At 62.9% G+C, this 13,300-nt stretch carries 14 protein-coding genes; 6 read left to right on the plus strand and 8 right to left on the minus strand.

All coding sequences use genetic code 11. The features are described 5' to 3' along the window. From livM to ASF84_RS20590, 4 genes are all read left to right on the plus strand, one after another. Positions 1-1,299 carry a high-affinity branched-chain amino acid ABC transporter permease LivM gene (gene livM / locus ASF84_RS20575; RefSeq protein WP_056840687.1) on the plus strand — a complete coding sequence of 433 codons (1,299 nt, stop codon included), beginning with the start codon at positions 1-3 and terminating at the stop codon, positions 1,297-1,299. Next, positions 1,296-2,171, plus strand: coding sequence for an ABC transporter ATP-binding protein (locus ASF84_RS20580; protein WP_056840688.1), 876 nt, complete (start codon positions 1,296-1,298; stop codon positions 2,169-2,171). Before livM ends, ASF84_RS20580 begins: the two co-directional genes overlap by 4 nt. Next, entirely contained in the window at positions 2,168-2,884 is a 717-nt protein-coding gene (locus tag ASF84_RS20585) for an ABC transporter ATP-binding protein (RefSeq protein ID WP_056840689.1), read from the plus strand. The genes ASF84_RS20580 and ASF84_RS20585 overlap by 4 nt, the downstream gene beginning before the upstream one ends. Before the next feature lie 733 nt (positions 2,885-3,617). After that, positions 3,618-4,382: an SDR family oxidoreductase gene (locus ASF84_RS20590; protein ID WP_056840690.1), complete on the plus strand. Its 765-nt coding sequence runs from the start codon at positions 3,618-3,620 to the stop codon at positions 4,380-4,382. A 796-nt stretch (positions 4,383-5,178) separates the two neighbouring features. Here the strand turns inward: ASF84_RS20590 and ASF84_RS20595 are convergent. From ASF84_RS20595 to ASF84_RS20620, 6 genes are all read right to left on the minus strand, one after another. Next, on the minus strand, positions 5,179-6,330 hold the full coding sequence (locus ASF84_RS20595; protein ID WP_056840691.1) for an AGE family epimerase/isomerase: 1,152 nt from the start codon (positions 6,328-6,330) through the stop codon (positions 5,179-5,181). A 74-nt stretch (positions 6,331-6,404) separates the two neighbouring features. After that, positions 6,405-6,977 carry a HupE/UreJ family protein gene (locus tag ASF84_RS20600; protein ID WP_056840692.1) on the minus strand — a complete coding sequence of 191 codons (573 nt, stop codon included), beginning with the start codon at positions 6,975-6,977 and terminating at the stop codon, positions 6,405-6,407. A 34-nt stretch (positions 6,978-7,011) separates the two neighbouring features. After that, a complete protein-coding gene (ureG, locus tag ASF84_RS20605; protein WP_056840693.1) occupies positions 7,012-7,629 on the minus strand; it encodes an urease accessory protein UreG in 618 nt (205 codons plus the stop codon). Positions 7,630-7,645: 16 nt separating this feature from the next. Next, positions 7,646-8,320 carry an urease accessory protein UreF gene (locus tag ASF84_RS20610; RefSeq protein WP_056840694.1) on the minus strand — a complete coding sequence of 225 codons (675 nt, stop codon included), beginning with the start codon at positions 8,318-8,320 and terminating at the stop codon, positions 7,646-7,648. Further along, entirely contained in the window at positions 8,317-8,817 is a 501-nt protein-coding gene (ureE, locus tag ASF84_RS20615) for an urease accessory protein UreE (RefSeq protein ID WP_056840695.1), read from the minus strand. The genes ASF84_RS20610 and ureE overlap by 4 nt, the downstream gene beginning before the upstream one ends. Before the next feature lie 174 nt (positions 8,818-8,991). Continuing rightward, the gene (locus ASF84_RS20620; RefSeq protein ID WP_056840696.1) at positions 8,992-9,618 is read right to left on the minus strand and encodes a TetR family transcriptional regulator; all 627 of its coding nucleotides are present in this window, start codon (positions 9,616-9,618) and stop codon (positions 8,992-8,994) included. Between the two features lie 150 nt (positions 9,619-9,768). On the opposite strand from ASF84_RS20620, the gene ASF84_RS20625 reads away from it, so the two are divergent. Further along, positions 9,769-11,835 carry an AsmA family protein gene (locus ASF84_RS20625; protein ID WP_056840697.1) on the plus strand — a complete coding sequence of 689 codons (2,067 nt, stop codon included), beginning with the start codon at positions 9,769-9,771 and terminating at the stop codon, positions 11,833-11,835. A 157-nt stretch (positions 11,836-11,992) separates the two neighbouring features. On the opposite strand, the gene ASF84_RS20630 is transcribed toward ASF84_RS20625, so the two are convergent. Further along, positions 11,993-12,535: a ferritin-like domain-containing protein gene (locus ASF84_RS20630; protein ID WP_056840698.1), complete on the minus strand. Its 543-nt coding sequence runs from the start codon at positions 12,533-12,535 to the stop codon at positions 11,993-11,995. Positions 12,536-12,741: 206 nt separating this feature from the next. Here ASF84_RS20630 and ASF84_RS30305 point away from each other — a divergent pair, with 206 nt between their 5' ends. After that, on the plus strand, positions 12,742-12,828 hold the full coding sequence (locus ASF84_RS30305) for a hypothetical protein (RefSeq protein WP_442963079.1): 87 nt from the start codon (positions 12,742-12,744) through the stop codon (positions 12,826-12,828). Positions 12,829-12,898: 70 nt separating this feature from the next. Here ASF84_RS30305 and osmE read toward each other — a convergent pair whose 3' ends face one another. Next, a complete protein-coding gene (gene osmE / locus ASF84_RS20635; RefSeq protein ID WP_056840699.1) occupies positions 12,899-13,237 on the minus strand; it encodes an osmotically-inducible lipoprotein OsmE in 339 nt (112 codons plus the stop codon). Positions 13,238-13,300: the final 63 nt, after the last annotated feature.

Genomic DNA, 13,300 nt, shown 5'->3' on the forward strand with positions numbered 1-13,300 from the left:
ATGAGCGCTCCTATCAAAGCAATCGATTACAAGAAAAGCCTGATCGATGCGGTGCTGGCCGGTCTGCTGGCGCTCATCGTGTTCGGTCCGGTCGTCGGCGTGGTGCTCGACGGCTACAGCTTCAACCTGCAACCGGCCCGGGTCGCGGTGCTGGTCGGGGTGGTCATGGTTGGCCGCCTGCTGCTCAGCCTGTTCCTGCAGACCTCCAGGGGCCGGCGCATCGCCGAGGGCATCGAGTCAGGCGGGTCGGGCGTGCATGTGCTCAAGCCTGACCACAAGTCGAGCCTGTACTGGATCATCCCGGCGCTGATCGTGATCGCGATTGTCTTCCCGATCTTTGCCAACAAGTACCTGCTGACCGTGGTCATCCTCGGGCTGATCTACGTGCTGCTGGGCCTGGGCCTGAACATCGTGGTGGGCCTGGCCGGCCTGCTCGACCTGGGCTACGTGGCGTTCTATGCCATCGGCGCCTACGGCCTGGCGCTGGGCTACCAGTACCTGGGCCTGGGCTTCTGGTCGGCCTTGCCGCTGGCAGCCATCGCCGCCGCGCTGGCCGGGTGCATCCTGGGCTTTCCGGTGTTGCGCATGCACGGTGACTACCTGGCCATCGTGACCCTGGGCTTCGGTGAAATCATTCGCCTGGTGCTCAACAACTGGCTGTCGTTCACCGGCGGCCCCAACGGCGTGCCGGTGCCGTCGCCGACCTTCTTCGGCCTGGAATTCGGCCGGCGGGCGAAAGAGGGCGGGATTCCGATCCACGAGTATTTCGGCTTCGAATACAACGGCGACCTGAAATTTTTGTTCATCTACACCGTGCTGTTCCTGGTGGTGCTGGGGGTGCTGTTCATCAAGCATCGCCTGACCCGCATGCCCATCGGCCGTGCCTGGGAAGCGCTGCGCGAAGACGAAATCGCCTGCCGCTCCATGGGCCTGAACCATGTACTGGTCAAGCTCTCGGCCTTCACCATCGGCGCCTCGACCGCAGGTCTGGCCGGGGTGTTCTTTGCCTCGTACCAGGGTTTCGTCAACCCGACCTCGTTTACCTTCTTCGAGTCGGCGCTGATCCTGGCCATCGTGGTGCTGGGCGGCATGGGCTCGACCGTGGGCGTAGTGATCGCCGCGTTCGTGCTGACCATTACCCCCGAGCTGCTGCGCAACTTTGCCGAATACCGTGTGCTGCTGTTCGGCATCCTGATGGTGGTGATGATGATCTGGCGGCCACGTGGCCTGATTCGTATCAGCCGTACCGGCGTCAAGCCGCGTAAAGGCGCCCTGGTTCAGGAAGGAGCTGCCCGATGAACAACCCGATCGTTCTTTCGGTCGAGCACCTGATGATGCATTTCGGTGGCATCAAGGCGCTCAGTGACGTCAGCCTGCAAGTGCGTCGCAACTCGATCTTCGCCCTGATCGGCCCTAACGGCGCCGGCAAGACCACAGTCTTCAACTGCCTGACCGGTTTCTACAAGGCCACCGGCGGGCGTATCGAGCTGCACACCCGGGGCAAGACCACCAATGTGATCAAGCTGCTGGGCGAGTCGTTCCAGCCCACCGACTTCGTGTCGCCGGCCAGCTTTCTCAGCCGGGTGTACTACAAGATGTTCGGCGGCACCCACCTGGTCAACCGCGCCGGCCTGGCGCGCACCTTCCAGAACATTCGCCTGTTCAAGGAAATGTCGGTGGTGGAAAACCTGCTGGTGGCCCAGCACATGTGGGTCAATCGCAGCCTGATCAGCGGCATTCTCAACACCCGTGGCTACCGCAAGGCCGAGGAGGACGCGCTGAGCACGGCGTTCTACTGGCTTGAAGTGGTCGACCTGGTCGATTGCGCCAACCGCCTGGCCGGCGAACTGTCCTACGGCCAGCAACGCCGTCTGGAAATCGCCCGTGCCATGTGCACCCGGCCACAGGTGATCTGCCTGGACGAGCCGGCCGCCGGCCTCAACCCGCAGGAAACCGAAGCCCTGAGCGGCATGATCCGCAAGCTGCGCGACGAGCACGACATGACCATCGTGCTGATCGAGCACGACATGGGCATGGTCATGGGCATTTCCGATGACATCGTGGTGCTCGACCATGGCAACGTGATTGCCAAGGGCGGTCCGGAGCAGATACGCAACGATCCGAAAGTAATCGCCGCCTATCTGGGCGCGGATGAAGAGGAGTTGGTATGAGCAATCCGATCCTCGAAATGAAAGAGATCGACGTGTACTACGGGCCGATCCAGGCCCTCAAGAAAGTCTCGCTGCACATCAATGAAGGCGAGACGGTCAGCCTGATCGGCTCCAACGGCGCCGGCAAGTCGACCCTGCTGATGTCGATCTTCGGCCAGCCACGTGCCGCGGCCGGGCAGATCATTTATCAGGGCACCGACATCACCCAGAAGTCGTCGCACTACATCGCCTCCAACGGCATTGCCCAGTCGCCGGAAGGGCGCCGGGTGTTCCCCGACATGTCGGTGGAAGAAAACCTGTTGATGGGCACCATCCCGATTGGCGACAAGCACTGCGCCGAAGACATGCAGCGCATGTTCGAGCTGTTCCCCAGGCTCAAGGAGCGCCGCAACCAGCGCGCCATGACCATGTCTGGCGGCGAGCAGCAGATGCTGGCCATCGCCCGTGCGCTGATGAGCCGACCCAAACTGTTGCTGCTCGACGAACCCAGCCTCGGGCTGGCGCCGATCATCGTCAAACAGATCTTCTCGACCCTGCGTGAGCTGGCCGCCGGCGGCATGACCATCTTTCTGGTCGAGCAGAACGCCAACCATGCCCTCAAGCTCTCCGACCGGGCGTATGTGATGGTCAATGGCGAGATTCGCCTGTCAGGCACCGGCCAGGAGCTGCTGAGCAACGAGGAGGTGCGTAACGCTTATCTGGGCGGGCATTAATCATCGCTGTCAGTTGTCCACAACACGCCCCGGCCGGTTTCCGTCCGGGGCGTTGCTTTTGCAATTGTGGAAAACCTTTTTCGGTGTCCGCGCAAAAGGCTTGCAAATACCCCGAAATGGCCTGTTTTGTCATGCTTTTGACTTGTTCAGGATTACTGTGGAACGGGCTGTTGATAAGTTGGTAGCAGCTGGCTGCAGGCCAATGAAATCAAAGGCTGCAGGAGTTTGATCAAAAAATGACCAGTGCCTTTGTTTGCTTGTGGGCAAGGGTTTGTCAACAGATTTAAGGCTGTTTATTCATACAGCCAAGCTGTACGCGAAAGCTGTGGATAAGTCTGTGGGAAAGCCTTGGAAAGACCTCGCAATCCAGCGCCGCCACTGGCCTGCAGGCAATCGACAGCGGTTTTGTGTGAACGTGGCATGACATGAAACGTACTTGCGTCAAGTGAAAACGCCACTTTGCAGTGCTGCAGCCCTCGCCATACGCGGGATGTAACGCGGCTGACTTGCCCCCAGAGACTGTGGGCCTGGCTGTGGATAAGATGAGCAAAACCTTCTGTAACGCCCACGGGGCATGGCGTACACAAAGTTGATCGTTTTTTGCTCAATGTGCTTCATGCTACAAGTCATCGTGCCCCTTGGACTTGATCCACAGGCCCAGGCACGGGCATTCTGCCGCTCTTGTGTACTTATCAACAGCTTGCGCGACCGTGCGCCCTTTCAGGAGAACAAGATGACTTCCACCGTCTTCATCACAGGTGCCACTTCCGGGTTCGGCGAAGCCTGCGCCCGTCGTTTTGCCGAGGCTGGCTGGTCGCTGGTGCTGACCGGCCGCCGCCAGGAGCGCCTGGAGGTCCTGCAGGCCGAATTGTCGGGCAAGACCCGTGTGCATACGCTGGTGCTGGATGTGCGCGACCGTGCCGCCGTCGAGAGCGCCATTGCGACCCTGCCGGAAGAGTTCGCCACTATTCGCGGCCTGATCAACAACGCCGGTCTCGCCCTGGGTATCGATCCTGCGCCCAAGTGCGACCTGGATGACTGGGACACCATGATCGACACCAACATCAAGGGCCTGGTCTACACCACGCGCCTGCTGTTGCCGCGCCTGATCGGCCATGGCCGTGGCGCCAGCATCGTCAACCTCGGCTCGGTGGCCGGCAACTACCCGTACCCGGGCGGTAACGTGTATGGCGGCACCAAGGCGTTTGTCGGCCAGTTTTCGCTGAACCTGCGCAACGACCTGGTCGGCACCGGCGTGCGCGTGACCAACCTGGAGCCTGGCCTGTGTGAAAGCGAGTTCTCGCTGGTGCGCTTCAACGGCGACCAGGCCAAGTACGACGCCACTTACGCCGGTGCCGAGCCGATCCAGCCGCAAGACATTGCCGACACCATCTTCTGGATCATGAACACCCCGGCTCACGTCAACATCAACAGCCTGGAGCTGATGCCGGTGAGCCAGACCTGGGCAGGCTTTGCCATCGACCGCAATCGCGGCTAGGCAAAATCCCATGGCCATCGCCGGCAAGCCGCCTCCCACAGTCCGGTGTCAGGCCCGAAATTCAGGGTCACATCAAACCTGTGGGAGGCTGCTCTGCAGGCGATGAGGCCAGCAAGACCAGTACATCTGCTGCGCCTGTCCCATCGCCATCGCCGGCAAGCCGCCTCCCACAGTCCGGTGTCAGGCGCGAGATTCAGGGTCACATCAATCCGGTGGGAGGGGGCTCTGCCCGCGATGAGGCCAGCAAGGCCAACACACCTGCCGCGCCTGTCCCATAGCCATCGCCAGCAGAGCTGCCTCCCACAGTCTGGTGCCAGACCCGAGATTCAGCGTCACATCAAACCTGTGGGAGGCTGCTCTGCAGGCGATGAGACCAGCAAGACCAGTACATCTGCTGCGCCTGTCCCATAGCCATCGCCGGCAAGCCGCCTCCCACAGTCTGGTGTCAGGCCCGARATYCWGGGCRACATCAATCCGGTGGGAGGCGGCTTGCCGGCGATGAGGCCAGCAAGGCCCATACACCTGCTGCGCCTGTCCCATAGCCATCGCCGGCAAGCCGCCTCCCACAGTCYGGTGTCAGGCSCGAGATTCAGGGTCACATCAATCCGGTGGGAGGCGGCTTGCCGGCGATGAGGCCAGCAAGGCCCACACACCTGCTGCGCCTGTCCCATCGCCATCGCCGGCAAGACCAGTACATCTGCTGCGCCAGTCATCGCCAGTTGCTGCCTCCCACAATTGAGTGTCAGACGCAAAATCTGGTGAAAACCGGCTAAAGCGGATCGCCGCTCTGCCGGTCCTATGGAACGCCGGCCGTGCGGTTGAGCAGGTATTCGGCCAGGCCGATATAACAGGTCGCCAGGTGATAAGGCGTGGTCGAAGGCATGTCGCTGCGGCTGACTTGTCCTTGCTCATCCAGGCACTCATTCCAGCCGCTGGCATGCAGGAAGTCCTGGCGCAGTGCCTGCGCCTGGCGCTGCAGGTCGGCCTGCGCATCGTCGCGCAGGGCCAGGGCGCGCAGGTATTCGGCTTGCGCCCAGATGCGCCGGGTGCCGTCGAGCACCTGGCCATCCAGCCTGAGCATGCCGCTGACACCGCCACGGTTATCGACGCCTTGCGCCTGGGCCTGGACAAACGCCTGGGTCAGTGCGCGGTGCAGCGGCTTGCCGTGCAGTTCACGGGCCGATTGCAGCAGGAAGAACCACTCGAACTGGTGTCCCGGTTCATACCAGTTATCCACAGCCCCGCGTGGTTTCTCCAGCATTACCCCGGTGGCCGGGTCGATGAAGCGGTCATGCAGATGCTTGAGCAACCCGTCCAGCGCCTCGGTGGTCGCCGGGTCCGGACGCACCTGGAGGGTGGCCAGGAAGGCCTCGGCCAGGTGCATCAACGGATTCTGCAAAGGGCCTGTGCCTTGGGTCGACCAGTCCTCGGCCAGGCAGGCTTCATACAGGCCCTGGCCGTCGGCGAAACGCTCGCGCACCACGCTCAAGGCGGCATTGAGCACCGATTCGGCCAGTGGCTCGCGGGTGCGGTGCCAATAATGGGCGCAGGCGAAAATGATAAACGCGTGGGTATACAGGTCCTTGCGCCGGTCCAGCGGTGCGCCTTGGGCGTCGACGCTGTAGAACCAGCCGCCGTGTTCGGCATCGTGAAAGTGCCGTTGCAACGAACGGAACAAGGCATGGGCGCGCGTGGCGGCGTCCTTGACCTGAGGGTGGTCGATCAGGCTGGCAAACACGAACAGTTGCCGGGCACACGCCATTGCCCTGTAGCGCTGCGCCGGCAGCGGCTGCTGAGTGTTATCCACAGCCTCATAGGGCAGTGCGAGGGCGGCATTCCAGCCAGGGCCTTGCCACAAGGGTACGATGACCTGCAGAAAATGCGCCTGCAGGTCGGCGAAGATCGCAGTCAGTTCAGGCTGTGGGGCGGAGCTGGTGGCGTGGGTCATCGGCGGGCGTCAAGGCAGGATCGGGTGCGCGCCATGTTAACAGGCGTCGATCCTGCCGTGGCCGGGAAAAATACTCAGCCCATCAGCAGCCAGGCCCCGGCCATCGCCGAGCCGGCGCCGGCGACGCGCACCAGCGGTGCGGCAGCACGCGGCAGATAGCGCACGGCGGCATAACCGGCGGCATGCAGCGCGGCGGTGGCCGCGACGAAGCCGATCGCATAGGTCCAGGCACTGCTCATCTCCGGCAGCTCAAGACCGTGCGCCACGCCGTGAAACAGGGCGAAGACCGCTGTGGCGAGCATTGCCAGCGGCAAGGGTGGACGTACGGCCAGGGCCACGGCCAGGCCCAGTGCCAGCACCGAGGCGGCGATACCGCTTTCCAGCGCTGGCAGTTGCAGCCCGGCAAAGCCCAGCAGCCCGCCGACCAGCAAGGTGGCGACGAACGTCACTGGCAGCGCCCAGCGCGCCGCGCCGCTCTGTTGTGCCGCCCACAGGCCGACGGCCAGCATCGCCAGCAGGTGATCCAGGCCGCCCAGGGGGTGACCCAAGCCGGCCATCAGGCCGTGATCGCCGTGGCCGGGGTGGGCGAAGGCCAGGCTCGGTGCCAGCAGCAAGGCCAGCAGGCCAAGGGATTTCGAAGCGGTCATGAGGTGCGTTCCTTGTTCAAGCGGGTAATCGGGTTCAGGCGGCCGTGTTCAACAGGCCCTGGCGTTCAATGAAGGCGATGATCTGTTCAAGGCCCTGGCCGGTTTTCTGGTTGCTGAACACGAAGGGCCGCTCGCCACGCATCTTGCGCGTGTCGCGGTCCATCATCTCCAGCGAAGCGCCGACCAGGTCTGCCAGGTCGATCTTGTTGATCACCAGCATGTCGGACTTGCAGATGCCCGGGCCGCCCTTGCGCGGCAGCTTGTCGCCGGCCGACACGTCGATCACATAGATCGTCAGGTCTGACAGTTCCGGGCTGAAGGTGGCCGACAGGTTGTCGCCGCCGGACTCGACCAGAATCAGGTCCAGGCCCGGAAAGCGCCGGTTGAGCTGGTCCACCGCCTCCAGATTGATCGAGGCATCTTCGCGAATGGCGGTGTGCGGGCAGCCGCCGGTTTCCACACCAATGATGCGCTCCGGTGCCAGCGCCTCGTTGCGCACCAGAAAGTCGGCGTCTTCGCGGGTGTAGATATCGTTGGTCACCACCGCCAGGTTGTAGCGTTCGCGCAGGGCCAGGCACAGTGCCAGGGTCAGGGCAGTCTTGCCAGAGCCGACAGGGCCGCCGATGCCGACGCGCAGGGGTTGGCTGTTCATTGTGTTCTCCAAGGGTTCAGGACCGGAACAACCGGCTGTATTGACGTTCGTGGGCCATGCTGGCCAGCGCCAGGCCGAAAGGCGCGCCGCCCCACTGCGGGCTGTCCAGCACGGCGGCCCGGTGGCGGGCCTCTTGCAGCGCCGGCAGCAGTTCGCTGGTCAGGCGCTGCGCGGCCTGCTGGCCCAGCGGCAGGGTTTTCATCAGCACCGCCAGCTGGTTTTCCAGCCAGCTCCACAGCCAGGCGGCCAGCGCCTCTGGTGGCGCGATGTGCCAGGCGCGTGCGGCCAGCGCCCAGCCCAGCGCCAGGTGCGGTTCCTCGATCTGTTGCAGAAAACCGCGTGCCGGACGGTCCAGCTCGGCCAGGCCATTGAGCAGTTGCTGCAATGAATAGCCCATCTGCCGGCTTTCCTGGTGCAGCTCGCGGGTTTCGCGGCTGGCACGGTGCTCCTCGCTTAACTGCAACAACTGCCCCCAGTCCTCATCGGCGGCGGCAGTGCAATGGGCCAGCAGCAGCGGTGCCTCGAAACGCGCCAGGTTGAGCAACAGCTGATCCGCGATCCAGCGCCGGGCACTGGCCGGGTCATGCACCAGGCCATTCTCGACCGCCAGTTCCAGACCCTGCGAATAGCTGTAGCCGCCGATCGGCAACTGCGGGCTGGCCAGGCGCAACAGCGCCCAGGCGTTGTTCATGTGCGCACGCCAAACTGATGCAGGCGCGGCGCATAGTTGAAGTCTTCTTCGCCGGCCCTTGAATGATGATGGCCGCCGCCGTAGGCGCCATGTTCCGGCTGGAACGGTGCTTCAAGGGTTTCACAGCGGGCCCCGAGCTGGTCGAGCATGGCCTTGAGCACATAATCGTCGAGCAGGCGCAACCAGCCATCTCCTACTTGCAAGGCCACATGACGGTTGCCCAAGTGATAGGCGGCGCGGGTCAGCTCGAAGGCGCTGGTGCAAGTGACGTGCAGCAACTGCTCGGGACGCGCCCGCACCCGCACGATGCGCCCGTCCTCGGCTTGCAGGCATTCGCCGTCGTACAGCGGCGACTGGCCACGCGGCAGGAACAGACCGACGTCTTCCTGTTCGGTGCTGAAGCACCGCAGGCGGCTCTTGCTGCGTGCCTCGAAGGTGAGCAGCAGTTCGGCGTCCCAGTGGTCCCGGGGTTCGATTCGTGTGTGAATGACCAGCATCGGCAGGCTTCCCGCAATGAGCAATGCCTCATCACAGAGCAAGGGCCTTGCCAACGTGCCTTCAGCGAGCAAAAAGCCACTGATTGGCTACATCAAGCGGATGCACAGAGGGCATTCGTGCGCACTAATGGTGCGCAAAGCGATGCCTGTATCGAAATGGTGCTGAATCTGTCGTTATCGATGCAGCCCGCGCCAGTGCCGGGCGCCCATGAAGATAAAGCGCAGTTGCTCGGTGATCTTGGCCTGTGGGGTTTGATGGGCGGGTAGCGGGATGGCGGGTGGGTCGATCAGTTCCGGCAGCATGGCGAACACGCTCTTGACCACCAGGTCGGCGATGAGCGCCAGCGACACATGGCTCAGGTGCTGCCACTTGGGCATCTTGCCCAGGTCGGTGGCAAGGTCGGCGACGATTCCTTCGCGCAAGGCGCCCAGGGCCTGGCGCACCTTGAGCGAACCGCCGTATTGCTCGCGGGCCAGAAACAGAAACTGTGGCCGGTTGGCCGCCACGTCCTCAAGGAAGATGCGCACCGACGCCTCGATCAGCCCACCCATGACCATTTCGTTGTGCCGTACCAGGCGGATGGTCTGCCGGAAGGTCTGGCCCACTTCGGTCACCAGCGCCAGGCCCAACTGGTCCATGTCGTCGAAGTGCCGGTAGAAACCGGTCGGTACGATGCCGGCGGTGCGTGCCACTTCGCGCAGGCTCAGGCTGGCGAACCCGCGCCCGCTCTCCATCAGCTTGTGTGCGGCTTCAAGCAGGGCTTTGCGGGTCTGTTGCTTTTGTTCGGCGCGGGCTGACATCTCAGGGCCATTGTGGCGATAAACTGCGCGGCACTTTACCACGCCCTAATTTGATTCACGATTGGGGCAAACGCTGATGGCTTTTTGAAGTCCTAAGCGATATGTCGTTTTCGGCGCGTCCTGGATGGCGGGCTGGTTTTGGAGAGTGCAATGACGCGCAGCCGCAAGATTTTCGCCTGGACGGGCATCACCCTGATCGCCCTGCTGGCCATTGTGATCGTGGTCATCGCCACCTTCGACTGGAACCGTATCAAGCCGATGCTCAACGACAAGGTCAGCCAGGCGCTGAACCGGCCGTTCGCGATCAATGGCGACCTGAGTGTGCACTGGCAGCGCGAGACCCAGGAAGGCGGCTGGCGCGCCTGGGTGCCGTGGCCAAGGTTCGTGGCGCAGGACCTGACCCTGGGCAACCCCGACTGGTCGAAGCAGCCGCAGATGGTCACCCTCAAGCAGGTCACTTTTACCTTGTCGCCCTTGCCCTTGCTGGTGCAGCAGGTCGTCATCCCGCGCATTGAACTGACCGGGCCCGATGCGAAGCTGGAGCGGCTGGCCGACGGGCGTGCCAACTGGGTGTTCGACCTGCCGGCGTCCGACCCCGACGCCAAGCCGTCGGCCTGGGTGCTGGACATCGGCGCGATCAAGTTCGACAAGGGCCTGGTCAATTACAGCGACCAGACCCTCAATGCCCGGATGGACGTGGTCATCACCCCGCTGGGCAAGCCGATTCCGTTCAGCGACATCGTGGGCGGCAAGGAGGCGAAGAAGGTTGCTGACAAGGGGGCCACGCCGCAGGACTACGCCTTTGCCTTCACCAGCAAGGGCCAGTATCGCGGTCAGGCGGTGGCCGGCAGTGGCAAGGTCGGTGGCCTGCTGGCGCTCAAGGATGCCGCGCAGCCGTTTCCGGTGCAGGCCGATGTGCGGGTCGGCGACACCCATGCGGTGATCGCCGGCACCCTGACCGACCCACAGAATTTTGGTGCCCTGGACCTGCGCCTGAAGCTCGAAGGCGCCAGCCTGAGCAATCTATACCCGCTGACCGGCGTGACCCTGCCCGACTCGGGGGCCTATTCCACCGACGGGCGTTTGATCGCCCGGCTCAAGGATCCGCAAGGGGCCAGCTTTCGCTATGAAGGCTTCAACGGCCGGATCGGCAACAGCGACATCCACGGCGACCTGGGCTTTGTCGCCAGCCAGCCCCGGCCCAGGCTGACCGGCAAGCTGGTCTCTGATCAACTGCTGTTCAGCGACCTGGCGCCGCTGATCGGTGCCGACTCCAATACCGAGCAGAAAAAGCGCGGCGGGCAGGGCAAACAGCCTTCGGCCAAGGTGTTGCCGGTCGAAACCTTTGACACCGCACGCTGGCGGGCCATGGATGCCGATGTCGAATTCACCGGCAAGCGCATTGTGCAAAGCCCGGAACTGCCCTTCAGCGATCTCTATACGCACCTGCTGCTCGACGACGGCCAGCTCAGCCTGCAACCACTGCGCTTCGGCGTGGCCGGTGGCAAGCTCGACGCCGACATCCGCCTGGACGGGCGCGCCCAGCCGATGCAGGGGCGGGCGAAACTGACGGCGCGTGGCTTCAAGCTCAAGCAGCTGTTCCCGACCTTCGAGCCGATGAAAACCAGCTTTGGTGCACTCAATGGCGATGCCGATATCAGTGGTCGCGGCAACTCGGTGGCCGCCTTGCTCGGCAGCGCCAATGGCGAGCTGCGCATGCTGATCAACGATGGCGCGGTCAGCCGTGGCCTGATGGAAATTGCCGGACTCAATGTGGGCAACTACATCGTCAGCGAGCTGTTTGGCGATAACGAAGTGAAGATCAACTGTGCGGTCACCGACTTCGGCATCAAGGACGGCCTGGCCACCAGCCGCTTGTTCGTCTTCGACACCGAGAACGCGATCATCCATATCACCGGCACCGCCAACCTCAAGACCGAGCAACTGGACCTGGACATCAATCCCGAGTCCAAGGGCTTCCGGGTCTTCTCGCTGCGCTCGCCGCTGTATGTCAACGGCTCGTTCGCCAACCCCAATGCCGGGGTCAAGACGGGTCCATTGCTGCTGCGCGGCGCTGGCATGATCGCTCTGGGCATTGCCGCCGGCCCCGCCGCCGGACTGCTGGCACTGGTGGCCACCGGCGACAGCGAGCCGGATCAGTGCACACCGTTGCTGGAGCAGATCAAGGCGGGGAAATTGAACAAGACGGTTAAATGAGTCTGGGGGACCGATAATTCGGCCCAGGCCGGCGCATGCTTAGACAGCGCATTGTAGGAGCGACCAACGGTCGCGAAGGCCGCAGCGCATCATTCGGGCCTTTTCGCGACCGTTGGTCGCTCCTACAGATCGGCGTCTGCTGCCGGGGGCAGGGGTGTTACAGGTCGCCCAGGATATCGGCCATGTCGTCGGCGTGTTCTTCTTCCTGGGCCAGGATGTCTTCGAAGATACGGCGGGTGGTGGGGTCGGATTCGCCGATGTACTGGATGATCTCGCGATAGCTGTCCACCGCGATGCGCTCGGCGACCAGGTCTTCGTAGACCATTTCCTTGAGGGTGGTACCGGCCACGTACTGGGCATGGGAATTCTTCGACAGGGTGTCGGGGTTGAATTCCGGCTCGCCGCCCAGTTGCACGATGCGTTCGGCCAGCTTGTCGGCATGCTCGGCTTCCTGCTGGGCATGCTCGAGAAACTCGGAGGCGGCCACACTGGCCTTCAGGCCGGTCGCCATGTAGTAGTGACGCTTGTAGCGCAGCACGCACACCAGCTCAGTGGCCAGGGACTCGTTGAGCAGGCGCAGGATGGTGTCGCGATCCGCGCTGTAGCCTTCGGTGACCGCGCCGTTTTCCACATTTTGCCGTGCGCGTTCGCGCAGCGTGTTGACGTCGGACAGTTGCGGGGCCTGGTTCAGGCTGTTCATGGTGGATCTCCTCACTCATCAGGGTTTGACGCTTCGCTGTTTTACGGTCTGTGCCGGCAAAGTCGTTACAAGGTGTGAGTAAGCCACGGCCAGAAAGTTTTATCGGATTTTCAGGGCCCGACCGTTTGCATGGCCGCTGTCAATTTCACGAAACGACTGCGCCAGCCAGGGGTCACAGCCGTGAGACCCATTTCTGGAGAAGCACCATGCTGAAGTTCCTTGGCGGCACCGTCGGTATCATTTTCCTGATCGGTTTGATTGTGGTCATTGCCCTGTTCAAGCTGGTGTTCTGACCTTCGCACCCTGAATAAAAAAGGCCCGGTTGCAGTCACTGCACCGGGCCTTTCTGTTAGCCGGGCGGGCTTAAAGGGCGCGTTCGTTCTGCTCGCGCTGCTCGCACGTCATGAAGCCTTTGTTCACCACACGACCGTCGCTATTGAAGCTGACGTGATACACCTGCTGGTGGCCATCACGGGTCAGGACATAGTTGTTGCATGTGCCAGGGTTGACCTTGCGCTCGACCACCGACGACGGCGTGCCACCCAGCTTCAATACTTGCTCGCGGGTCATGCCATCCTCGACCTGCTTGACCAGTGGCTGGTCGCGGTAGGTCACGAAATCCACCGGGTTCTGCGCGGTGCTGTTGGTGCACCCGGCCAATGCTGCCAGCACGCAGGTCGCCGCGAACATGCTCTTGTACATTACTGCCTCTCCTCTAGAAAGCCGCAAGCCGGCTCGATACGGTTTTGAGCAACGAGCCGGTCC

Source organism: Pseudomonas sp. Leaf127, assembly GCF_001423155.1.
Classification (GTDB): Bacteria; Pseudomonadota; Gammaproteobacteria; order Pseudomonadales; family Pseudomonadaceae; genus Aquipseudomonas; species Aquipseudomonas ovata.

Bases quoted from the DNA above. Each gene is read 5' to 3' on its own strand.
- livM (WP_056840687.1), top strand. From the start codon at position 1: ATGAGCGCTCCTATCAAAGCAATCGATTACAAGAAAAGCCTGATCGAT.
- ASF84_RS20580 (WP_056840688.1), top strand. From the start codon at position 1,296: ATGAACAACCCGATCGTTCTTTCGGTCGAGCACCTGATGATGCATTTC.
- ASF84_RS20585 (WP_056840689.1), top strand. From the start codon at position 2,168: ATGAGCAATCCGATCCTCGAAATGAAAGAGATCGACGTGTACTACGGG.
- ASF84_RS20590 (WP_056840690.1), top strand. From the start codon at position 3,618: ATGACTTCCACCGTCTTCATCACAGGTGCCACTTCCGGGTTCGGCGAA.
- ASF84_RS20595 (WP_056840691.1), bottom strand. From the start codon at position 6,330: ATGACCCACGCCACCAGCTCCGCCCCACAGCCTGAACTGACTGCGATC.
- ASF84_RS20600 (WP_056840692.1), bottom strand. From the start codon at position 6,977: ATGACCGCTTCGAAATCCCTTGGCCTGCTGGCCTTGCTGCTGGCACCG.
- ureG (WP_056840693.1), bottom strand. From the start codon at position 7,629: ATGAACAGCCAACCCCTGCGCGTCGGCATCGGCGGCCCTGTCGGCTCT.
- ASF84_RS20610 (WP_056840694.1), bottom strand. From the start codon at position 8,320: ATGAACAACGCCTGGGCGCTGTTGCGCCTGGCCAGCCCGCAGTTGCCG.
- ureE (WP_056840695.1), bottom strand. From the start codon at position 8,817: ATGCTGGTCATTCACACACGAATCGAACCCCGGGACCACTGGGACGCC.
- ASF84_RS20620 (WP_056840696.1), bottom strand. From the start codon at position 9,618: ATGTCAGCCCGCGCCGAACAAAAGCAACAGACCCGCAAAGCCCTGCTT.
- ASF84_RS20625 (WP_056840697.1), top strand. From the start codon at position 9,769: ATGACGCGCAGCCGCAAGATTTTCGCCTGGACGGGCATCACCCTGATC.
- ASF84_RS20630 (WP_056840698.1), bottom strand. From the start codon at position 12,535: ATGAACAGCCTGAACCAGGCCCCGCAACTGTCCGACGTCAACACGCTG.
- ASF84_RS30305 (WP_442963079.1), top strand. From the start codon at position 12,742: ATGCTGAAGTTCCTTGGCGGCACCGTCGGTATCATTTTCCTGATCGGT.
- osmE (WP_056840699.1), bottom strand. From the start codon at position 13,237: ATGTACAAGAGCATGTTCGCGGCGACCTGCGTGCTGGCAGCATTGGCC.